This is a genomic window from Pedococcus sp., assembly GCF_036000045.1.
GTDB lineage: Bacteria > Actinomycetota > Actinomycetes > Actinomycetales > Dermatophilaceae > Pedococcus.
Map to the genome: position 1 here is coordinate 1 of NZ_DASYGF010000033.1, position 21375 is coordinate 21375.

The 21375-nt window shown below is 69.9% G+C and carries 22 protein-coding genes, 1 tRNA gene and 1 riboswitch; of the genes, 13 read left to right on the top strand and 10 right to left on the bottom strand.

Annotated features, from left to right (window positions below):
- The first annotated feature begins 21 nt into the window (after positions 1-21).
- Both VGN50_RS06305 and ispD read left to right on the top strand, forming a co-directional pair.
- The gene (locus tag VGN50_RS06305) at positions 22-504 is read left to right on the top strand and encodes a CarD family transcriptional regulator (protein ID WP_327443849.1); all 483 of its coding nucleotides are present in this window, start codon (positions 22-24) and stop codon (positions 502-504) included.
- Positions 501-1175 carry a 2-C-methyl-D-erythritol 4-phosphate cytidylyltransferase gene (gene ispD, locus VGN50_RS06310; RefSeq protein WP_327443875.1) on the top strand — a complete coding sequence of 225 codons (675 nt, stop codon included), beginning with the start codon at positions 501-503 and terminating at the stop codon, positions 1173-1175. The genes VGN50_RS06305 and ispD overlap by 4 nt, the downstream gene beginning before the upstream one ends.
- Positions 1176-1178: 3 nt before the next feature.
- Here the strand turns inward: ispD and VGN50_RS06315 are convergent, their stop codons facing one another.
- Complete coding sequence (locus VGN50_RS06315; RefSeq protein ID WP_327443851.1) at positions 1179-1763, bottom strand: GNAT family N-acetyltransferase; 585 nt, start codon at positions 1761-1763, stop codon at positions 1179-1181.
- A gap of 73 nt (positions 1764-1836) precedes the next feature.
- Here VGN50_RS06315 and ispF point away from each other — a divergent pair, with 73 nt between their 5' ends.
- From ispF to VGN50_RS06340, 5 genes are all read left to right on the top strand, one after another.
- A complete protein-coding gene (ispF, locus tag VGN50_RS06320; protein ID WP_327443852.1) occupies positions 1837-2328 on the top strand; it encodes a 2-C-methyl-D-erythritol 2,4-cyclodiphosphate synthase in 492 nt (163 codons plus the stop codon).
- A gap of 65 nt (positions 2329-2393) precedes the next feature.
- The gene (gene cysS, locus VGN50_RS06325) at positions 2394-3833 is read left to right on the top strand and encodes a cysteine--tRNA ligase (protein WP_327443853.1); all 1440 of its coding nucleotides are present in this window, start codon (positions 2394-2396) and stop codon (positions 3831-3833) included.
- 11 nt (positions 3834-3844) lie between these two features.
- Positions 3845-4837, top strand: coding sequence for a 23S rRNA (guanosine(2251)-2'-O)-methyltransferase RlmB (rlmB, locus tag VGN50_RS06330; RefSeq protein WP_327443854.1), 993 nt, complete (start codon positions 3845-3847; stop codon positions 4835-4837).
- An 85-nt stretch (positions 4838-4922) separates the two neighbouring features.
- Positions 4923-5255, top strand: a complete 333-nt coding sequence (locus tag VGN50_RS06335; RefSeq protein WP_327443855.1) for a CD225/dispanin family protein — start codon at positions 4923-4925, stop codon at positions 5253-5255.
- Positions 5255-5692 carry a DUF2752 domain-containing protein gene (locus VGN50_RS06340; RefSeq protein WP_327443857.1) on the top strand — a complete coding sequence of 146 codons (438 nt, stop codon included), beginning with the start codon at positions 5255-5257 and terminating at the stop codon, positions 5690-5692. Before VGN50_RS06335 ends, VGN50_RS06340 begins: the two co-directional genes overlap by 1 nt.
- Before the next feature lie 10 nt (positions 5693-5702).
- Here VGN50_RS06340 and VGN50_RS06345 read toward each other — a convergent pair whose 3' ends face one another.
- The 7 genes from VGN50_RS06345 to VGN50_RS06375 all read right to left on the bottom strand — a co-directional run bounded on the left by VGN50_RS06345 (position 5703) and on the right by VGN50_RS06375 (position 12944).
- Complete coding sequence (locus tag VGN50_RS06345) at positions 5703-6266, bottom strand: RDD family protein (RefSeq protein ID WP_327443858.1); 564 nt, start codon at positions 6264-6266, stop codon at positions 5703-5705.
- 69 nt (positions 6267-6335) lie between these two features.
- Positions 6336-7574: an FtsX-like permease family protein gene (locus VGN50_RS06350; protein WP_327443860.1), complete on the bottom strand. Its 1239-nt coding sequence runs from the start codon at positions 7572-7574 to the stop codon at positions 6336-6338.
- Complete coding sequence (locus VGN50_RS06355) at positions 7571-8218, bottom strand: ABC transporter ATP-binding protein (protein WP_327443862.1); 648 nt, start codon at positions 8216-8218, stop codon at positions 7571-7573. The genes VGN50_RS06350 and VGN50_RS06355 overlap by 4 nt, the downstream gene beginning before the upstream one ends.
- Complete coding sequence (locus VGN50_RS06360; RefSeq protein ID WP_327443863.1) at positions 8218-9813, bottom strand: hypothetical protein; 1596 nt, start codon at positions 9811-9813, stop codon at positions 8218-8220. The genes VGN50_RS06355 and VGN50_RS06360 overlap by 1 nt, the downstream gene beginning before the upstream one ends.
- A 27-nt stretch (positions 9814-9840) precedes the next feature.
- Positions 9841-10260 (bottom strand): hypothetical protein, encoded by a 420-nt coding sequence (locus VGN50_RS06365; protein WP_327443864.1) that lies wholly within the window; start codon positions 10258-10260, stop codon positions 9841-9843.
- Between the two features lie 220 nt (positions 10261-10480).
- A complete protein-coding gene (locus VGN50_RS06370) occupies positions 10481-11731 on the bottom strand; it encodes a DUF4032 domain-containing protein (protein WP_327443865.1) in 1251 nt (416 codons plus the stop codon).
- A 97-nt stretch (positions 11732-11828) separates the two neighbouring features.
- Entirely contained in the window at positions 11829-12944 is a 1116-nt protein-coding gene (locus VGN50_RS06375; RefSeq protein WP_327443866.1) for a sn-glycerol-3-phosphate ABC transporter ATP-binding protein UgpC, read from the bottom strand.
- 199 nt (positions 12945-13143) lie between these two features.
- On the opposite strand from VGN50_RS06375, the gene VGN50_RS06380 reads away from it, so the two are divergent.
- On the top strand, positions 13144-14157 hold the full coding sequence (locus VGN50_RS06380) for a LacI family DNA-binding transcriptional regulator (protein WP_327443867.1): 1014 nt from the start codon (positions 13144-13146) through the stop codon (positions 14155-14157).
- Between the two features lie 46 nt (positions 14158-14203).
- Here VGN50_RS06380 and otsB read toward each other — a convergent pair whose 3' ends face one another.
- Entirely contained in the window at positions 14204-14974 is a 771-nt protein-coding gene (gene otsB, locus VGN50_RS06385; RefSeq protein WP_327443868.1) for a trehalose-phosphatase, read from the bottom strand.
- Positions 14971-16425 (bottom strand): trehalose-6-phosphate synthase, encoded by a 1455-nt coding sequence (locus VGN50_RS06390; protein WP_327443869.1) that lies wholly within the window; start codon positions 16423-16425, stop codon positions 14971-14973. The genes otsB and VGN50_RS06390 overlap by 4 nt, the downstream gene beginning before the upstream one ends.
- Positions 16426-16512: 87 nt before the next feature.
- Here VGN50_RS06390 and VGN50_RS06395 point away from each other — a divergent pair, with 87 nt between their 5' ends.
- The 5 genes from VGN50_RS06395 to VGN50_RS06415 all read left to right on the top strand — a co-directional run bounded on the left by VGN50_RS06395 (position 16513) and on the right by VGN50_RS06415 (position 21367).
- Complete coding sequence (locus tag VGN50_RS06395; RefSeq protein ID WP_327443870.1) at positions 16513-16941, top strand: CBS domain-containing protein; 429 nt, start codon at positions 16513-16515, stop codon at positions 16939-16941.
- A gap of 41 nt (positions 16942-16982) precedes the next feature.
- On the top strand, positions 16983-18641 hold the full coding sequence (locus tag VGN50_RS06400; RefSeq protein ID WP_327443872.1) for a serine/threonine-protein kinase: 1659 nt from the start codon (positions 16983-16985) through the stop codon (positions 18639-18641).
- Entirely contained in the window at positions 18638-20116 is a 1479-nt protein-coding gene (locus VGN50_RS06405) for a threonine/serine ThrE exporter family protein (protein ID WP_327443873.1), read from the top strand. Before VGN50_RS06400 ends, VGN50_RS06405 begins: the two co-directional genes overlap by 4 nt.
- Before the next feature lie 137 nt (positions 20117-20253).
- Positions 20254-20403, top strand: a riboswitch (cyclic di-AMP (ydaO/yuaA leader).
- Positions 20404-20415: 12 nt separating this feature from the next.
- Positions 20416-21165 carry a transglycosylase family protein gene (locus VGN50_RS06410; RefSeq protein ID WP_327443874.1) on the top strand — a complete coding sequence of 250 codons (750 nt, stop codon included), beginning with the start codon at positions 20416-20418 and terminating at the stop codon, positions 21163-21165.
- A gap of 129 nt (positions 21166-21294) precedes the next feature.
- Positions 21295-21367 (top strand) — tRNA-Thr (locus VGN50_RS06415).
- The last annotated feature ends 8 nt before the right edge of the window (positions 21368-21375 follow it).

Here is a 21375-nt window from a genome sequence, read left to right on the forward strand (position 1 = left end):
CGCGAAAGGGGAAAACAGCACATGGTTTTCAAGGTCGGCGAGACGGTCGTGTACCCCCACCACGGGGCTGCACTGATCGAAGAAATCAACACCCGCACGATCAAGGGCGAGGAGAAGATCTACCTCAAGCTCAAGGTGGCCCAGGGCGACCTGACCATCGAGGTTCCCGCAGAGAACTGCGAGGACATCGGCGTGCGGGATGTCGTCGGACAGGAGGGCCTGGACAAGGTCTTCTCCGTTCTGCGCGCACCTCACACCGAGGAGCCGACCAACTGGTCGCGCCGCTACAAGGCCAACCTCGAGAAGCTCGCCTCCGGCGATGTCATCAAGGTGGCCGAGGTCGTCCGCGACCTGTGGCGTCGTGACAAGGACCGTGGCCTGTCAGCCGGTGAGAAGCGCATGCTCGCCAAGGCTCGTCAGATCCTCGTCTCCGAGCTGGCTCTCGCCGAGAAGACGAACGAGGACAAGGCCGAGGCCATCCTCGACGAGGTCCTCGCCTCCTGAGCGTCGCGGTCGTCCTCGTGGCCGCCGGCCAGGGGACCAGACTCGGTGCAAGCCAGCCCAAGGCGTTCGTGACGCTGGCAGGTCGGCCGTTGCTGGAGCACGCCGTGGAGCGCGCCTTCGGAGCTCCCGAGATCTCGCACATCGTCATCGTCGCGCCCGCCTCCCATCTCAGGGAGGCGGGCGCGGTCGCGTCTCGAAGTGGCCGTCCCGGTGACGTCGACGTGGTCACCGGTGGCGCGGAGCGAACCGACTCGGTGGCGGCGGGGCTCGCCGCGCTGCGGGCGGAGGACGGCATCATCCTGGTGCATGACGCCGCGCGCGCCCTCGCGCCGTCTGCGTTGTTCTCCCGACTGGTCCACGAGGTGAGGTCGGGTCACCCGGCCGTCGTCCCGGGCCTGCCCGTCACGGACACCATCAAGCAGATCGACCGGCGAGGGGTCGTCGTCGCGACCCCCGACCGCGCGTTCCTCCGGGCCGTGCAGACGCCCCAGGCCTTCCTGCGTGAGGTTCTCGAGCACGCGCATGCCACAGGAGCTGCCGCCACCGACGACGCTGCTCTCGTGGAGGCGGTCGGAGGCCATGTGCGCGTGGTCGAGGGCGAGCCGCTCGCCTTCAAGATCACGACGGCCGACGACCTCGCTTTCGCGGAGCGGCACCTCGGCGACGCCTGAGGCCTAGCGTCGCAGCGCGGCATACACCTCGTCCCACGGCGCGACGGGAACGCGCGTCGCTCCCTGACGGAGTGTGCTCACCCAGGCATCGAGCACTTGTCCGCGCTCCACCAGCAGGTCGGGAACGAAGGTGGGCAGAGGGAAGCCGGCGCGCCACACGACCTTCGCGCTGCCCCAGTTGCCGGCGTGAGCCGTCCACTGCACGAGCTGCCAGCCCAGCGTGTCGAGCGCGTGGGCCAGGACCAGGCGCACGGCGTCCGACATCGCGCCGCGGCCCCGGTACGCGGGGTGGGTCACGAACCCGAGAGCCCCGGCGCCGCCTTCGACCGGCAGCGAACGCAGGTCGATGGTTCCGGCATACCCGCCCTGCAGCTCGATGGCCCACGACGCCGTGCTCGCCGATGGCCTGAGCAGAGTGTCGAGGTAGTCCTGTGCCATGGCCCGCGTGTAGTCCAGCGGGATCGTCGTGAACCGGCGAGTGTCCTCGTCGAGGCATCGCTCGAGGATGGGGTCGAGGTCGTCGGTCCTGTGCGGCCGGAGGACGACCCGGTCACCAGTGAGGACCGGCACGGCCAACGTCTCGCTCATAGGCCGCAACCGTAATGGGGGGAAGGCCACCGGTCACCTGAGTTGGGAGCCTGCCGGTGGTTGGATGGGCGACATGGAGCTTCCCGGTATGCCGCGCACGGGCATCGGTGTCGACGTGCATGCCTTCGCGGACAGCGACGACCGCCAGCTGTGGGTGGGCGGGCTGCTCTGGCCGGGGGAGCGCGGCCTGGCCGGTCACTCGGACGCGGACGTGGCCTGCCATGCGGCGTGCGACGCGTTGTTCTCCGCCGCTGGCCTGGGTGACCTCGGCACGCATTTCGGCACCGACCGGCCCGAGCTGGCGGGAGCCAGCGGGCTGACTCTGCTGGCGGAGGCGGCACGTCTCGTGCGCGAAGCCGGCTTCGAGGTGGGCAACGTCGCAGTCCAGGTGGTCGGCAACCGCCCGCGCATCGGCGCCCGCCGCGCGGAGGCGGAGGCCGCCATGTCGAGCGCTGTCGGGGCGCCGACCTCGGTCAGCGGCACCACGACGGACGGCCTGGGCCTGACCGGTCGCCACGAGGGCGTGGCTGCCATCGCGACCGCTCTGGTCTTCGCTGCGGGCTGAGCGGCCCGTTCGAGGGGCTGCCGTCGTGTCGGACGCCGTGCTGACCCGCAGGTAACCTTGCCCGCGTGAGTCTTCGCCTGTACGACACCGCCGCGCGTGAGCTGCGCGACTTCGTCCCCCTCGAACCGGGTCGGGTGGGCATCTACATCTGCGGGCTCACCACGCAGGCCGCGCCACACATCGGCCACGTGCGGTTCGCTGTCGCCTTCGACGTGCTGCGCCGGTGGCTCGTGGCTCGCTACGGCTACCAGGTCACGCTGGTGCGCAACGTCACTGACATCGACGACAAGATCCTCGCCAGGTCCGCCGATGCCGGTGAGCCGTGGTTCGCCTTGTCCTACCGCAACGAGCTGGCCACCACCGCCGCCTTGGCCTCCCTCGGGGTGCTGCCCCCCACCTACGAGCCGCGCGCCACCGGTCACATCCCCGAGATGGTGGCGCTGATGGAGACGCTCGTCGACAAGGGCCACGCGTATGCCGCCGCAGATGACAGCGGCGACGTCTACTTCGACGTCCGCAGCTTCCCCGCTTACGGCTCGCTGACCCACCAGAAGATCGACGACATGGAGGCGGCGCAGGACGCCGACCCGCGGGGCAAGCGCGACCCGCGCGACTTCGCGCTGTGGAAGGGCCACAAGGACTCCGAGCCGGAGACGGCTTCGTGGTCCACTCCCTTCGGCGACGGTCGTCCTGGATGGCATCTGGAGTGCTCGGCCATGGCTCGCAAGTACCTCGGCGACTCCTTCGACATCCACGGCGGCGGCGTCGACCTCCGCTTCCCCCATCACGAGAACGAGCAGGCCCAGTCCCATGCGGCCGGCCTGGGCTTCGCCGGCTACTGGCTCCACAACGCGTGGGTCACGGTCGGCGGCGAGAAGATGAGCAAGTCGCTGGGCAACTCGCTGGTCGTCTCCGAGATCACCAAGGTGGCCCGGCCGCTGACGCTGCGCTACTACCTCACGGCCGCGCACTACCGGTCCACGATCGAGTACCACGAGGGATCGCTCGCGGAGGCCGAGGCGACCGTCGAGCGGATCGAGGGGTTCTTGACCCGTGCCCTGCGGGCGCTGCCGAGCGGCACCCCCACAGCGCCAGACCCCTCCCACCTCCCCGACGCGTATGCCGCCGCGATGGACGACGACCTCAACGTGTCGGGAGCGCTCGCGGTCGTCCACGAGACGGTTCGTGCCGGCAACACCGCGCTCGACGAGGGCGACGAGGTGGGTGTGGCGAGCGCCTTCGCGCAGGTGGTCGCCATGACCGACGTCCTCGGGGTGAACCCGTTGGATCCGCATTGGGGTCACGGCAGCGACGCCGGCAGCGGGGATGCCCATGCGGCACTCGACGCCCTCGTGGGGGCGCAGCTGGAGGCCCGCGCTCAGGCGCGCGCGGCACGGGACTTCGCGACCGCGGACGCGATCCGCGACCGACTAGGTGCGGCAGGCATCGTCATCGAAGACACGGCGTCGGGAGCGAACTGGTCGCTCGCCCGCCGCGAAGGTTGAGAGGCACACTCATGGCAGGCAACTCCCAGCGCCGTGGCGCCGTCCGCAAGGGCAGCTCCAAGAAGGGCGCCACCGTTGGTTCAGGCGGCCAGCGCCGACGAGGGCTCGAAGGCCGGGGCCCGACGCCCAAGGCCGAGGAGCGTCCCCAGCACAAGGCCCACAAGCTCGCCAAGGCGGCGGCGAAGCGTGACGGCGCAGGCGCCGGCGCCCGCCAGGCCGGTACCCGGTCCGCCGGGCCCCGGGGTGGTTCGCGCCGAGGCGGCAAGGCATCGAGCGAGGTCGTCGCCGGACGCAACTCGGTCGTGGAGGCCCTGCGTGCCGACGTGCCCGTGAAGACGATGTACGTGGCGGGACGGATCGACTCCGACGACCGGGTCCGCGAGGCCCTGAAGATCGCGACCGAGCGCGGCATCCCCATCCTGGAGACCCCGCGCGGCGAGCTCGACCGGCTGACCGACGGCGCGATCCACCAAGGGCTCGCCCTGCAGGTTCCGCCGTACGAGTACGCCCACCCGGGCGACCTCATCGATCCCCAGGCACCCGGCATACCTCTCGTCGTGGCTCTGGACGGGATCACGGACCCCCGCAACCTCGGCGCCATCGTGCGCTCTGTGGCCGCTTTCGGAGGCCATGGGGTCCTGGTGCCGGAGCGGCGTTCGGTCGGCATGACGGCGAGCGCCTGGAAGACGTCGGCCGGTGCCGCGGCGCGCGTGCCAGTGGCCATGGCTCCCAACCTGACCCGTGCGCTCGAGGAGTACCGCAAGGCCGGCTTCTTCGTGCTCGGTCTCGACATGGACGGCGACGTCTCGCTGCCCGACCTCGAGCTCGCCACCGAGCCGCTCGTCATCGTCACGGGGTCCGAGGGCAAGGGGCTGTCGCGTCTGGTCCGCGAGACGTGCGACCAGGTGGTCTCGATCCCCATGTCGTCGGCGGTCGAGTCGCTCAACGCGGGCGTCGCCACGGGCGTGACGCTGTATGAGGTGGCGCGGCGTCGCGCGATGTGACACATCCGGTGGGCGTAGTCCGATAGGTTCGCCGCGTCGCGCCCGAGGGGGAGCGGCGCCACCTCCTGAAAGGACACGTTCGCGCATGTCTGACTACGGCACTCCGCCGCCTCCGCCGCCGCCCGCCCCGGGATACAACGCTCCCGTCGGAGGTGGCACCCCGCCGCCGAACCACCTCGTCTGGTCGATCCTGACGACTCTGTTCTGCTGCCTGCCCCTGGGGATCGTGTCGATCGTCTTCGCGGCCCAGGTCAACGGCAAATGGCAGGCGGGGGACTACGCAGGTGCCCTCGACTCGTCCAAGAAGGCGAAGCAGTTCGCCATCTGGGCCCTGGTCGCCGGCGTAGTCGTCGGCGTCATCTACGGCGCTCTGGCGGCCGCTGGGGTGATCAGCACCTCGAAGACCAACGGGATGTGATGAGCACGTCCATCCTGCACGCGGCGCCTCCAGCCCTCGGCTGGGGGCGCCGTACGCGTCTGCCCGTCGCTGTGGCCGCGGCGGCGGGCGCCGTGGTCGGGACGCTGGCTGTGGTCGACCCGAACCAGCCAGGCCATTACCCGACGTGCCCGTTCCTCGCGCTGACCGGGTTCTACTGTCCTGGGTGCGGGTCGTTGCGGGCCATCCACGACCTCGCACACGGTGACCTCGGGGGCGCCGTGGCGCGCAACCCGATGGCCGTGATGGCGGTGGCAGGGTTGCTCGTCGCGTATGCCGCCTGGACGCGACGCCTGTGGCGGGGGGAGCCGCGGTCATGGGTCGCGCCGCCGTGGCTGCTGTACCTGATGTTGGGGGCTGTCGTCGCGTTCTGGGTGCTGCGCAACGTGCCTGGGTGGACCTGGCTGTCACCAGCCTGACTGGAGGCGTTCAGCCGCGCGGCGCGTGGATGACCACGGTCTCCATCACCTTGTCGGCGAACGTCTGGCGCTTCGGGTCCCAGAGCGGCCAGAGGTATCCGATATAGAAGATCCCGTCGAGGAAGTGGGCGAGGTCCCGGACGAACGACATCCATGGGCCGATCGGGCGACTGGTCCGCTCGCTGACCAGGGCGAGTCCCATCGCCTTCTTTCCGACGCTCTGGCCCGTGCGCCCCTGCCGGAAGACGCGGTTCCAGAGCTGGATGCCGACCATGAGGCCGAGGCCAACCAGCAGGAGGACCCCACCTGCGATGACGAGGCCGCCGTTGCCGGTTGCGGGCGAGTCTGGCGGCAGGTAGGCGGCGTCGTTCGCCGGCGGCTTGGGGGCTCCGGCGAACAGCAGGCCGAAGCCGGCGAAGTAGGGAACAAGGCCAATCATCGACAGGAGGCTGTCGATGATTGACGCCCCCACGCGCGAGCCCCAGCTCGCCAGTGGCCACGACTGCGGTGGGGCGTAGGCCGGCTGGCCGGGCCATGTGGGCGCCACGGCATACGTCGGCGGTTGGTCGGTCATGTCTTCCCCCTGCGAGAGTCCTGAACGTGGGTCACCGTAGCGCGAGCGTGGCGTCGGGACGGCCCGTTTCTAGTCTTGTCGGCGGAGGGCTACGTCGGGAGGGAGTCCGGCTAGGCGAAGCACCCGCGGTGCCGAGCCCACGACGAGCGCGAGCGGTATGCCGGCGATCACGGCTGCGAGCCATGAGGTCGGTGGCAGTGCCGGGCCGCCTGCAAACTCCGCACCGAAGACATCGCGCCCGGCGAGCCCGAGGCCGATCAGCATGGACGCAAGGCACCCGAGCATGGAGGCCCCGAGCCCGACGACCACCCCGACGATGACGACCTCCGCGGTGTAGGAACCGAGGATCCGTGTTCGAGACCAACCCAGCGCGGCCAGCACCCCGACGTCCCAACGTCGCAAGGACGACCACGTGCCGCCGAGGGACAGCCCGACCCCGACGCAGAAGATGGCGAGGAGCGTGCCGAGGATGTCATTCATCCTTGCCACGAGCTCGAGGACCGCTGGCAGCTGCTGGGCACGGGCCGCGAGGCTCTGGGCGTTGAAGCCCATGCGTACCAGCGCCGCCTGGACGCGTGCGACGTCGCGGGTGGACCACACCTTCACGTAGACGGTCGGATAGGCATATCCCTGCGGGACCGACCCGCCGCTGGGCAGCCCGAGCTGGGCGGACAGCAACCTTCGGGAGAGCACGTCGCTCACGTACATGGCCGACTCGCCGTCGGCCCCAGGTGTCGAGTTGTCGAACAGCCCGATGACGCGGACCGCTGCTACTGCCGCCTCGCCCTGAGAAGGTCCCGTTGCTTTCGTGTACTGGATCGTCAGCTGCTGACCGAGCAGGGCGCGGGTTGTGGAGCCGAGATGGGTGTCCGGGAGGTAGACCTCGTCGCCTGCAAGCACATGATCGGGCGTGACCCCGGGGGCAGCCGTCGTCACCCGGGGTTGTACCCAGGGCACGCGTGGGGTGGCCCAGAATGCGCCCGTCAGAGTCGACGCCCGGTCATCCACGATCGAGATCCCGAACTGTGCACTGGGCCGCACGTCCTGGACACCCGGGATGTGCCGCATCGAGGCGATCGCCCTGCCGGTCAACGGTTTTGTGGGACCGCGCGGGGCGACAGAGTCGAGCTCGAGGACGCTCAGGGCCGAGCTTTCGTCCAGCGCCGAGGCCGATCGTGAGACTGCCCCTCCAAGGGTCCCGGCCACCGTGAGCAGCACCACGGCGCCGAGCGACAACGCGGCAAGGATCGAGGTGAACTGCGCCAGGGTCGCTCGGAGGTTGCGGCGCAGCAGCGCTCTCCCGTTCACCGGACCACGCCGTCGACCAGCTCGAGCCGCCGGGTGGCGATCGAGGCAGCGCGGGCATCGTGTGACGCGATGAGCACGGTCGCCCCGGCCTTCGACGCCTCGCGCAGCATCGAGAGCACGCTCATGGCGTTCTGCTCGTCGAGGCTCGATGTGGGCTCGTCGGCGAGGATCACCTCGCTCTGTCTGGCCAAGGCGCGTGCGATCGAGACCCGCTGCTGCTCCCCACCTGACATCGCCCCGGCTCGCCGGTTGGCCAGGGACCCGAGGTGTGCTCCCCGGAGCGCTTCACGCGCGCGTCGCACCGTGCCCGGCGGCATACCGACGAGGACGTTTTCCAAGGCCGTGAGGTGGGCGAAGAGGTTTCCCGTCTGGAAGACCGTGCTGAACACGGTTCGGCGAAGTTCGGTTCGGCGGCGACTGGACAGCGCCAGCAGCTCCGCGTCGCTCAGCCGGTAGCTGCCGCTGTCCGCAGTCGCGAGCAGCCCGAGAACATTGAGGAGCGTGGTCTTGCCGCACCCTGACGGGCCCGAGATCCACGCGATCTCGCCGCGATCGACCTCGAACGTGACGCCCTTGAGGACATCCACGCGACTCTCGCGAGCGGTGAAGGACTTCGTGACCATCGACATCTCGATGAGGGCCATCAGGGGTCACCGTAAGCGAAGCCGGAGCGGATGGCTTGCCAGGTGGCCTCGAGCGAGCACGACTCGCCGGCCGCCATCGACGAACGGAAGAGATATCGATAGGCCCTGCCGTTGAGGTAGCACCCCTGCGTGCGGCTCATCCCGACCACGAGGCGCTGGTGAAGGGCCGGATCCGGCTGCAGCTCAGCGCCGCTGATGGCATTGGCCGCGGAGAAGAACGCGATCAGGGGATCCTTCGGGGTAACGGCTTCAGCCAGCAAGCGCTCTCGGACGCTCGCAAAGGCGATCCGGACAGCCGCTGCGTTGGCGAACACGTCCGCGTGCGCAAGGGCCAAGCGCGCCAGCTGTTGCGCCTCTGCATCGGCCGACGGAAAGGTCGTCAGCGTGACCAACGGGACGTTGGGGTCCAGCAACCGCAGAGCCTCGATCACGTCGACCCGCGACTGGAGTGACGAGCGCGTGGTCGGCGTCGAGGTCAGCCATCGGACGGCCGTCGAGATCTCCGCCTTGTAGGCCGTCCACGCGGGTCCGCCTGAGGCCTTGAGGACGGCCACCGCCCTCAAGCGGGTTGCGGTGTCGAGCCTGCTGCCGAGCTCGAGGTCGTCCTGCATCACCCGTGCGGTTGCCGCCGGAGCCGGACCGGGAAAGAGGTCGGGCGCCATCTGCAACACCAGGAAGGTGCTGGCGATGTCACCCTCCGGGCGGCCGCTGCGGACGAGACCAGTCTCAGGATCTACTCGCTGGGCGATGCTTTGGCGGAGGGTCGCGACCAGCGCCGTCTTACCCTGGATTCGAGCGATCGCGATCGCGGCTGCCAGGCTCAGATCGTCGCCGAAGTAGCGCTCGCCCTCGAGGACCGCTTTCACGTTGGGCGCGCCACTCGAGTCACACAGTTCCTGATGAGCCACGCAACGCTCGGCATAGCCCCACAGGTCGAGCAGATCGGTGGGATCCACAAGATGACTGGGCGGGGCGGCCGGATGCGCCACTGCGGTGTCCGCCGCGCCAGTCAGGACGTCGAGCTGATCGAGCCGCCAGCGGACGTAGGGCGAGATGACGCTGTCCACCGGCAGGTGTGCAAGCCGAGGAGCCGCAACACTGGAGATCTTCGCTCGGGGCATTCCCAAGCTGGCGACGGTTCGTGCCCAGGCCCACAACAACGGGATGTCCTGGGTGGGATCGCCCGTTGGCGCTGGCGGGGTGCGGCTGAGGCAGGCGCCGGCTGAGGAATGGAACGCGTTTTCACCAAGGGTCTCCGTCGCCGCCCACGCCAACCAGGTCGGATGGACCAGCTTGGGCTCCTGGCCATGGCACAGTGCCGCTGTTGCAGCCGTGGCCTGCTGGTGGGTGAGGGTCCAGCCACCCAAGGCGGCACCGAGCAGAGCGGTTGAGTAGAGGCTGCCAGCTTGACGGTAGTAGCCGGGGTAGATGAACAACCCGTTGGGATCCCGCAGGGTCTGAAGCTCCGCCCTCAGGCCCTGCGGGTATGCCGCACTTGGAAGTCTCGTCGTTTGGTCGCCCGCGCATCCACCGGCCATCACCAGCAGTGCCGCCGCGGATGCGAGGCTCATCGCCTTTCGGCACGGCCAGGTCATGGTGAAAGTCCTTGTGCTGGCTTGTGGTCAGAGCTGGCGGGTCTGGACAGTTCGGACCGTGCCGTACTGAAGCGACGCCCCCGTCGTCTGAAGGTGCAGGTACCACGCTGCCCAAGACATGCAGGCGCGTCCCGAGAGGTAGGCGCCCAGTGCCCCGTTGCTGTTGGTCCAGCTCAAGGTAGGGCTGCTGCCGGAGATGGTGCCGCTGACCGCACCGACAGAGACAGAGCCGAAACCGTCTTCGCTGAACTGGGCGACGACCTTGATCCACGACGGGCGCTTGCTGATCTGAGACCACACGTTGTAGTTGCCACAGCCGCCTGAGTCTGACTGGCCGTCGAGGTACGCGTAGGCCCACAGATAGGCCCCGTTCGGGTAGTAGACCTTGCTGGAGTAGGCGGAGTTCGCCAAGGCGGTCGGTGCGAGGCCGACCAGGGCGGCGCTCAATGCCAAAGATACGGCTGCAACGCGCCGTGCAAGAGATTTCATCAGACGTGCCCCCTCGTGATGGTCCCCCGGAAGCCCTCACCCCACGGCTCCGAGGAACGGTTGCCGAGGGCGTGACGGTAGCGAGCGCCGCGACGCCGGCGCTAGGAACTATTCGAGGTTCCTATGACGCCTTGACAGCGGAGTTGGAGTCGGAGTATCGGCTCGGCCGGCGCGGGGGTCAGTCGTCGTCGTACATCGCGACGACGGGCATCTCCACGGTGTCGACACCCACCACCGTCGCCTCGTCGGGCTTGCCGGGCAGCACGTGCGCGACGTAGTCCTTGATGGCGTCCTCGGTGGACACGTCGTGCCCGGCCCGCTCGGACAGGTACCACCGGTGTTCGAGAACCTCGTGGAACAGCTCGGCGGGCTCCAGCTTGCCGGCTAGCGCACGGGGGACCGTCCTGGTGATCGGCTCGTAGATCTTGGAGAGCCAGTCGTGAGCGACGATCTCCTCGTCGTCGTTCTGCCGGTCCTGGGAGGCCCGGTACGAGTCGAGGTCGTTGAGCAGCCGCCGCGCCTGGTTCTCTTCGACGTCCAGTCCGGTGAGCCGCAGCAGGCGCCGCGAGTGGTGCCCGGCGTCGACGACCTTCGGCTGGATCTGGATGTGGGTCCCGTCGAAGTCGGTGGTGATGGCCAGCTCGTCGATGTCGAAGCCCAGCTCGTTGAGCCGTCGGATGCGCTCGTCCACCCGCCACCGGTCGCCGCGCTCGAACCGCTCCAGCCCGGTCAGCTCCCCCCAGAGGTCGGTATAGCGCGTCACGATGCGGTTGGACGTGTCGACGGGGTCGGTCCCGGCCTCGAGATAGCCGCCGGCCTCCAGGTCCATCAGCTCGCCGGCGATGTTGACCCGGGCGATCTCGAGGTCGTGCTCGCGCTGGCCGGAGCTGAGGGACTGGTGGAGCTCGCCGGTCTCTGCATCGACGAGGTATGCCGCGAACGCGCCGGCGTCGCGTCGGAAGAGCGTGTTGGACAAGGAGACGTCGCCCCACCAGAAGCCGATGAGGTGCAGGCGCACCAGGAGCACGGCGAGTGCATCGATGAGGCGGGTCGAGGTGTCCGGGCGCAGTGACTGGCTGAACAGCGCCCGATAGGGCAGCGAGAACTGCAGGTGGCGGGTGATCAGGCAGGCGTCCAGCGGCTCGCCGTCGAGGCCGACCCGACCGCCCACGACACCGAACGGCTCGACACAAGGAACCTCGAGCCGGTTGAGGACCCGCAGCATCTGGTACTCACGCGCCGCGATGTCCTCCTTGATCTCCTTGACCGCCAGGACCCGCCCCGACAGCTTCACGAAGCGCACCACATGCCGCGAGATGCCGCGCGGCAGTGCGGCGAGGTGGTCCTCCGGCCAATGCTCCAGCGGCAGATCCCACGGCAGGTCAAGCAGGGCCGGGTCCGGTCGGGCGGTCCTGATCTCGAATGCCACGTCCTCATGCTCCCAGATCGGTGCCGTCTCGGCGCCTGCACGCAGGAGGCCGGCGCCCAGAGAGGGCGCCGGCCACCCGGCATACGGTCAGTGGTGGTCAGTCGGCGAGGCGCTCACCGGTCTCGGAGTCGAACAGGTGCAGGTGACCCTGCTTGGGAGCGAGGTAGACGGTCTCGCCCTTCTTGGGGGGACGCCGGCCGTCGACGCGGGCGATGAACGGGCGCTCGGGGGCGTCGGCGTCGTCATCGGCGTCGATGTGCTGGTGGACCTTGGCGGAGCCGTAGATGTAGGCATCGGCGCCGAGCTCCTCGACGACGTCGACGTTGACGGCGATGCCGCCGCCACCATCGGTCGTCAGCTCGAGGTCCTCGGGGCGAACGCCCATCGTGATGGACTTGCCGTGAGCGCGCGCCAGCACCTCGCGGTCGACCGGCATGACGCTGCCGCTGACCTTGACGCCTCCGTCTGCGACGTCGACGTCCAGCAGGTTCATGGCAGGTGAGCCGATGAAGCCGGCCACGAAGACGTTGTTCGGGTGGTCGTACATACGCCGCGGGGTGTCGCACTGCATCAGCAGGCCGTCCTTGAGGACCGCCACGCGGTCGCCCATCGTCATGGCCTCGACCTGGTCGTGGGTGACGTAGACCGTCGTGACGCCGAGCCGCCGCTGCAGCGAGGCGATCTGGGTGCGCGTCTGGACACGGAGCTTGGCGTCGAGGTTCGAGAGCGGCTCGTCCATGAGGAACACCTGGGGGCTGCGGACGATCGCGCGGCCCATGGCGACGCGCTGGCGCTGGCCACCGGACAGAGCCTTCGGCTTGCGCTCGAGGTACGGCTCGAGGTCGAGGATCTTCGCGGCCTCCTCGACGCGCTTGCGGATCTCGCCCTTGTCGACGCCGGCGATCTTGAGCGCGAAGCCCATGTTGTCGGCCACCGTCATGTGGGGGTAGAGCGCGTAGTTCTGGAAGACCATCGCGACGTCGCGGTCCTTGGGGGACAGGTTGGTGACGTCGCGGTCGCCGATCCAGATCTTGCCGGCGTTGACCTCTTCGAGGCCCGCGAGCATGCGCAGGGACGTGGACTTGCCACATCCGGAGGGGCCGACCAGGACGAGGAACTCACCGTCCTCGATGTCGATGTTGAGCTTGTCGACCGAGGGCTTGTCGTTGCCCGGGTAGAGCCGGGTCGCCTCATCGAACTTGACTGTTGCCATGGCTTCGTTGCCTTTCCTTCACCGGCAGGAACGTGCCGGACGATCCGTTGTAAAGGTGGTGCCCCCCGGACATCGGTGTCCGTGGTGGGCTCAGTCTGGCCCAGCGGCAACAGTTGCGCCAGAGCCCGTGCACGACATTGTGAAACTTCTTGCAGTATTGCCGCCGGGAATGCTGCAATTTCTTGCTACCGTCTGCCCCATGAAGGCGAGACTGGCTGACATCGCGGCACACGCCGAGGTCAGCGAGGCGACCGTCAGCAGGGTGCTCAACGACAAGCCGGGGGTCGCCGATGCGACGCGCGAGGCCGTGCTGACGTCCCTGGACGTCCTCGGGTACGACCGGCCCTCGCGTCTGCGGCGACGCAGCGCCGACCTGGTGGGCCTCATCGTGCCCGAGCTCACGAACCCGATCTTCCCCGCCTTCGCCCAGGTCATCGAGACCGCGCTGGCCGCCAACGGCTTCACGCCGGTCCTGTGCACGCAGACCCCTGGGGGCGTGCACGAGGACGACTACGTGCAGATGCTGCTGGACCGCGGTGTCGCCGGCATCATCTACGTCTCGGGGCAGCACGCCGACATCACGACCGACCCCGAGCGGTACACCCGGCTCCGCGAGCGGGGCCTGCCGATCGTGCTCGTCAACGGCTACCACGAGGCGATCGACGCCCCCTTCATCAGCAACGACGACGTCGCCTCCATGGAGCTGGCGCTGACCCACCTGGTGCAGCTCGGGCACACCCAGATCGGCCTGGCGATCGGACCGGACCGTTTCGTCCCGGTGATCCGGAAGGTCACCGGCTTCCGCGAGTCGATGAAGAGCCTGCTGGGGCGCGAGGATGTCGAGGAGCTCATCGAACGGACCCTGTTCTCGGTGGAGGGCGGCGACACGGCCGGCGCCCGGCTCATCGAGCGCGGCTGCACGGCTGTCGTGTGCGGCTCTGACCTCATGGCCTTGGGTGCCATCCGGGCGGCGCGGCGCATGGGGCTGCGCGTTCCCGAGGACTTCTCCGTCGTGGGCTACGACGACTCCCCGCTGATCCCGTTCACCGACCCGCCGCTGACGACGGTGCGCCAAAGTGTCGCCGCGATGTCCGAGGCGGCGGTGCGTGCCCTGCTCGACGAGATCGCCGGTGAGCCCGCTCCCCGTGCCGAGTTCGTGTTCCGCCCAGAGCTCGTGGTCCGCGCCTCGACCGGAGCCGCGCCCCGGCGTTGAGAGTGCCCCGGGGTCGACGGTGCCCTCGCAGTGAGGGAGGCCTGGGTCAAACGTCCTGCCGGATGCGGGTGAGCAGACTCAGGGCCTCGGCGGCCTGCTCCGGCTCGGCGACGCGGTACGTCGCCGCCGTGGCTCCGTCGCCCACCTTCACCCCGACATCGGTCGCGGAGAGTACGGTGAAGACGTCCTCGTCAGTCACGTCGTCGCCGAAGTACACGACCGCGTGGGCCCCGACGGCAGCGCGGACGGCCATCAGCGCGGTGCCCTTGTCGGCCCGCACGACGCTCATCTCCACGACGTGCTTCCCTCGCGTGACGTGCACTTCGGTATGCCGTTCGGCGAGCTCGCGTGCCGCGGCCTCTGCCGCCGCGGCAGCCCCCGGCTCCATCCCTCGGGTGTGCAGGACCACGGCCGCCGGCTTGTGCTCGAGGGTGGTCCCCGGGTGTGCGGCGGCGAGGGCGGCCAGGTCGGTGACCAACGCCTCCAGTCGCTGGGTCTCCGGCTGCCCGAGATCGCCCGCGCCGGCCCCGTCGGCGCTGGTCTCGGCGCCGTGGCTGCCGATCCGCGTCACCTCGCTGTCGGCGAGGCCGGTCAGTGTCGTCAGCGTTGCGAGGTCGCGCCCGGACACCACTGCCGCGTGCGTGCGCGGAAGCGTGGCGAGGGTCTGCAGGCTCTCGATCGTGCCGGGCAGGGGGCGCGACTTCAGCGGGTCGAGGACCAGGGGGGCCAAGACCCCGTCGAAGTCGGTCGCCACGAGCAGGGATGAGGACCGCGCCACCTGGGCGAGTGCCTGCTCCAGAGGTGCCGGCAGCGTCATGGGCGGTCCTCGTGCTGCGCCTTGCTGGTCCCGGGTCGCTCGGGTGCATGCGAAAGGTTCTCCAGGAACCGGTGCGCCCAGCGCTGGACGTCATGGTCGGCGACCCGGCGGCGCATCGCCCGCATCAGGCGCCGCTTGTCCTTGTCGGGGGTCTCGATCGCCCGCATGATCGTCTGCTTCAGGCCCTCGATGTCGTGCGGGTTGCAGACGAACGCCTGGTGCAGCTCGTGGAACGCGCCCGTGAACTCGGACAGCACCAGTGCGCCGCCCTCGTCGTGGCGGCAGGTGACGTACTCCTTGGCCACGAGGTTCATGCCGTCTCGCAGCGGCGTCACCAGCAGCACGTCGGCAGCCAGATAGAGCGCCGCCATCTCGTCGCGCGGATAGGCGTGGTGCAGGTACTGCACCGCCGCGGATCCGATGACGCTGTGGTCGCCGTTGAGCCGGCCGACCTCACCTTCGATCTCCTGACGGAGGTCGCGGTATGCCGCGACGCGCTCGCGGCTCGGCGTGGCCACCTGGACGAAGATCTCGCGAGGAGGGGCCACCTTGCCCTCCTCCAACAGCTCGCCGTACGCCTTGATGCGGTGCCCGATCCCCTTGGTGTAGTCGAGCCGGTCGATGCCCAGGAGCAGGGTGTCCGGGTTGCCCAGGGACTCGCGGATCTCCTTCGCGCGGGCTTGGGTCTCCGGCATACGGGCCAGCTCCTGCAAGCCGACGAAGTCGATCGATATCGGCACCGCGCTCGCGCGGACCCGCCGCGCGTTCGCGCCGCGAGAGACCGAGATCGTGTCGCCCTTGGTGGGCAGGCCGAGCAGCTGGCGGCAGGCGCGCACGAAGTTCTGGGCATCTGCGACCCGCTGGAAGCCGAGGTAGTCCGCACCCAGCAGACCCTCGAGCAGGGCTCGGCGCCACGGCAGCTGCGCGAAGAGCTCGACCGGCGGGAACGGGATGTGGTTGAACCAGCCGATACGGACGTCGGGCCGAAGCTCACGGACCATGGCCGGCACGAGCTGCAGCTGGTAGTCGTGGACCCACACCGTGGCTCCCTCGGCGGCCACCTCGCAGATCGCCTCGGCAAAGCGACGGTTGACGCGCTCGTACGCGGTGAACCAGAAGCGGTGGAACGTCGCCGGCACGATGACGTCGTGGTAGATCGGCCACAGGGTGCCGTTGCTGCAGCCCTCGTAGTAGTGCGCGACGTCTTCCTCGGACATGGCTACGGGGCGCAGGTACATGTCGCTCTGCACGAAGGGCTCCGGTGCGTCGCCCGACTCGCCCGCCCAGCCGACCCAGGCACCCTCGCGGCTGCGCATGACCGACTCCATCGCCGTGACCAGGCCCCCGGGGCTGGTGCGCCAGGAAACGTCACCATCGGGGCCCACCACACGGTCCACGGGCAGGCGGTTTGCGGCGATGACCAGGTCGAAGGTCTGGGTTGGGGCGGACACGGCAATCCCTCCAAACGGGACATGGGACGTTCTCACCCTATGCGTCTCCCTCTGGCGGCGACTCCCGGCCCGGTCTACGGTCGGATCATGAGGATCTCGGACGTGGTGCGCCGCAAGGGCGCCGAGGTGGTCACCGTCAAGCCCGACGAGAGCGTGGAACGGCTTCTGGCGATACTCGCCGAGCATCGCATCGGTGCACTGGTGGTCAGCGAGGACGGCGAGACCGTGGGTGGCATCGTCAGCGAGCGCGACGTCGTGCGCCACCTCCACCGCGACGGCCCGGAGATTCTCCAGGCTCCTGTCTCGCGCATCATGACCGCCGATGTGCGCACGTGCGGCCCGGACATCCCCATCGAGGAGCTGGCCCGCACCATGACCGAGCACCGCATCCGCCACGTGCCCGTGGTGGTCGACGGGCGACTGCACGGCATCGTCAGCATCGGCGACGTCGTCAAGCACCGGATCGCCGAGCTCCAGGCCGAGCGTGACCAACTTGTTGGCTACATCCAGCAGTGACCTGACCGGTTTCACCCAGCACCCTCGCTTACCGTAGGGGCATGACCACGGAGGCCAGCCACCGCGACGCAGACGGCTCGCGGGTGCCTGCCTCAGGACTCGTGGGGCCTTATCGCCTCGTTGAGCAGCTGGGTGAGGGCGGCATGGGTGTCGTCCACCTGGCCCTGGACCCGCACGGCCGTGCGGTCGCCCTCAAGCTGCTGCGCGCGCACGTCGCCCACGACAGCCACGCGCGGGCCAGACTGCGCCGCGAGGTCGACGTGCTGGGACGGATCCGGGACCCGAGAGTGGCCGCGGTCATCGACGCGGACCTCGACGGCGACCGCCCCTATCTCGTGACCCGCTACGTGCCCGGGCCCCCACTCGACCAGGTCGTGGAGGATGACGGTCCCATCGAAGGACCGGAGCTGCTTCGGCTGGGGCGCGGGCTCGCCGGCGCCCTGGACGCCATCCACGATGCCGACGTCATCCATCGTGACCTCAAGCCCGGCAACGTGCTGATGCTCGACGGCGACCCGGTGCTCATCGACTTCGGGATCGCCCACGTGGCCGACGACGTGCGCATCACCCTGACCGGCCTGGTCATGGGAACCCCCGGCTACCTCTCGCCGGAGGTCGTCGAGGGCGCCCCGGTCACCGTCGCGACCGACTGGTGGGGCTGGGCGGCCACCCTGGCCTTCGCGGCTCGGGGCGCGCCGCCCTTCGGGCGCGGTCCCATGGACGTGGTGCTCTCCAGAGTCAGCCGCGGTGACGCCGACCTGTCCGGGGTGGACCCCCGGCTGGCGCCTCTGCTGTATGCCGCGCTGTCGCCCGACCCCGCCCGGCGCCCGGACGCGGACGAGGTGATGGACGCCCTCGAGCGGTATGCCGAGGGTCGACCGGTCACCGCGGCGCTCGCGGTGAGCTCGCGGCATACCCAGGTGTTGGACCATCGCGGGACGGTGACCTGGGCCCGTCCCCAGGTGGCGCCTGTGGGTGGCGCGTACGAGCCGGCGGCCCCTGGCGACGACGACCTCCTCCCGTGGGACGAGTCGGGGGAGCTGTCCGACTGGGAAGCCGCCTGGGAGGGTGGCCCCGGTGAGCCTGACCCACGCATCGGCAGGCCCAACCGCACCGGCACCCTGCTCGCGCTGATGCTCGCCCTGGTGGCGGCGTTCGCGTGCCTGCCCGTCGTGGGTGCTGCCGTCGCGCTGGCCCTGTCGTGGGCGGCCCGGACCGCGGACCGTTCGGTGACGTCGCTGGTGCTGCGCCGGCATGCCAAGGGACGGCGGCGCAGTGACATGCCGTTCGCGGTCGCGGCGAGCCCGTGGCACGTGGTGGTGGGCGCCCTCGCGAGCGTGATGGGCGCGCTGCTGCCGGTTGCGGTGGGAGCGTGCGCGGTCTTCAGCACTGCCCTCGCCACCGTTGCCGTGACTGGTGGCTCGCCCCAGCCCCAGAAGTCGTCCGCGCTCGCGGTGGGTGCCGTGATCGCGGGGTTCGTGGCGTGGTGGGGGCCGGGCGGATCCGGGCTGCGACGCGGCACGCGCAGCATCGTCCGGGGTGTCAGTCCTGGCCCGAAGGCGACGCGGATCCTCACGGGCCTCCTGCTCCTGCTGGCGCTGGGCCTGGCCGCCGGGGCGCTCCAGCATGGGGGCACAGCTCAGTGGTGGCCGGCCCGCTCGCCGTCAGGCCTGCTGCGGATCGTCGGCTTCGGGTCATGACCGACAGCGGGTCGTCGCCCGTCCGGCCCCCGACGCAGGTGCATCGCCGGCGGATCTGGCGTGGCGAAGAGCTGACGGAGACCATGCCGATGGTCGAGTCGCTGCGCCACACCCCGTATCGCAACGTCAAGGTCCGGCAGGCTGCCGCCGAGGAGCGCGAGGCCCGCGCTTCGCTCGACCTGGCCCTGAGGGTGGGCGAGCTCATGCTCCGGTGCGGGGCCGGCGCGCCCCAGGTCGAGTCGTCAGTGATCGCGGTGGCGGCTGCCGCCGGCCTCAACAACCTCGAGGTCGACATCACGCTGCAGTCCCTCCTGGTGCAGTGCACCACAGCCTCGGGCGCACCCATCACGATGCTGCGCGTGGTCCGCTCGGCCAGTCGAGACTTCGCGCGGCTCACGGCAGTTCACGAGTTCGTCGACACGTTGGTGCGCGAGGGATACGACCGTGAGACGGCCGCTGACCAGCTCCGCGAGATCCGTCGGGCGCCGCGGTACTGGCCACGCTGGGCCGTGCGTGGCTCGCTGGGCGTGCTCGCCGCGGCTATCGCCACGATGCTGGGCGCGGGGCTGGTTGCGGCGCTCGTGGCGGCCGCATCCGCGTTGATCGTCGGGTATGCCGCCCGCGCCCTCGGGCGCCGGGGACTGCCGGACTTCTACCAGTGCGCCCTGGGCGGGTTCCTGGCGACCGTGATGGCCTGGACCGCCTTCAGCCTGGGCGCCAAGGGGTGGCTGCCTGTGACCTCCTCGGACTTCGCCTTCATCGTCGCGGGCGGCATCACCGTGCTCCTGCCCGGGCGGACGGTGGCCTCCGCCTTCGAGGACGCCATCTCGGGCTACTCGGTCACCGGAGCCGGCCGGATGTTCGCCGTGTTCCTCACCACCGCTGCCATCATTCTGGGTGTCGCCTCGGGTCTGTCCATCACGTTGGCGCTCGCGCACTCGTTCGGTGTCCAGCTCGCCTCACCCTCGATCGTCGCGACGCGGGCCCTCAACGCTCCGGTGGTCCTGGCCGTGCTCGGTGCCGCTGTTACCGGCATGGCCGGCGCGGTGTCGCTGCGCAGCCGGCGCCGTCTGGTGCTGCCGGCCGGTCTGCTCTGCGGCCTGGGTGTGGCTGTCTCTCTGGGTGTCGCGCATGTCGACCGGCTCGGGCCCATCGCCGCTGCGGGGTGTGCGGCGTTCATGCTCGGTTTCGTGGGCCGCCTCGTCGCGCTTCGGCTCGGCGCGCCGGCGATGGTGCTGGTCGTACCGGCGTCCTACGGGTTGCTTCCCGGTCTGGCGATCTTCCGTGGGCTGTACGAGATGGTGAACGGCTCGTCGGCGCGCACCGGGTCGCTGTCGGTGCAGGGGGGCATCACCACGCTGCTGGGTGCGATGGCGGTGCTGTTGGCCATCGCGGCCGGAAGCGTGCTGGGGGAGTTCCTCGCGGCACCCTTCGACCGGGGCGGCGTCCAGAAGCGGCGCGCCCGTAGACGCTGACCGAACGGACTAGTTTCTTTCGGCCCACCTTGTCCCCGTTGGTCAGGCGGCCTACGGTGGACCCTTGGTGCCGTCCGGCGCCCACAAGTGAACACGGCATACCCATCATGCACACCCGCAGCGCCGAGCCTCGTCAGGCGGGTGACAAGCCGGAACGGTTCCGGGCAGACGAGGACGGGGGACCCAACGTGGCCGCATCGCGGCCTTGGGGTGAAGCCGGTCCGCCGGCCGGGCACCTGACAGCCCGAACCCGACAGCTCACCTCGCAGGCGCAGGTCAGGAAAGGACCGCGCACACCTATGTTCTATGCGCCGAAGCACTCTGCTCGGAAGATCAACCCCCTCAAGCGTCGCGTGACCGGTGCTGCCGTCGCTGGCGTGGCCAGCGTCGCAGGCGGGCTGGCATCGGCCGGCTCGGCCTCGGCCGGCAGCGTCTGGGACAGCGTCGCCGCCTGTGAGAGCGGCGGCAACTGGTCCATCAACACCGGCAACGGCTACTACGGCGGGCTGCAGTTCAGCGGCTCGACCTGGCGCGGCTACGGCGGGGACGCCTATGCGCCGCGCGCCGACCTGGCCAGCCGCAGCGCCCAGATCACCGTGGCTCAGCGGGTTCTCGCCTCGCAGGGGCCCGGTGCCTGGCCGACCTGCGGGGCCCGCGCCGGGCTCACACGGTCCAACGGCGGCAGTGCCGTGGCGTATTCGGCGGACCGCTCCGCCTCGACGGCGTCCCGCTCCGCGGTGCGCACGGCGCCGCCGGCCAGCAGGTCCTCGGCCTCCTCGGCCCGAGCAGGCAAGCTCGTCGTGGACGGCATCCGCGGACCCCTGACCAACGCGGCGATCGAGCGCTGGGTCGGGGCTTCGGTCGACGGCTCGTTGTCGCGAGCCGACAACCAGAAGCTGCAGCGCAAGGTCGGCTCGGCACCCGACGGCATCATCGGCCCGCGCACGGTCGGCGCGCTCCAGGCCAAGATCGGCGCTCGGCGCAACGGTGCGCACTACCTGGACCGCGCCACGGTGGCTGCGCTCCAGTCGTACCTCAACGCGCACTGACCCCAGCTTCCCCGGCTTCCCCCGGACGGCCCGGCTCCCCCTGTGGGAGCCGGGCCGTTCTGTATGCCGCCCGGCAAACGCCGCTGTGCGCGGCAGGTACGATCGTGGCCGCCTGCTGAGCAGGCGACCGCCGGCGTGGCGCAATTGGCAGCGCACCTGTCTTGTAAACAGGGGGTTAGGGGTTCAAGTCCCCTCGTCGGCTCTCTGACC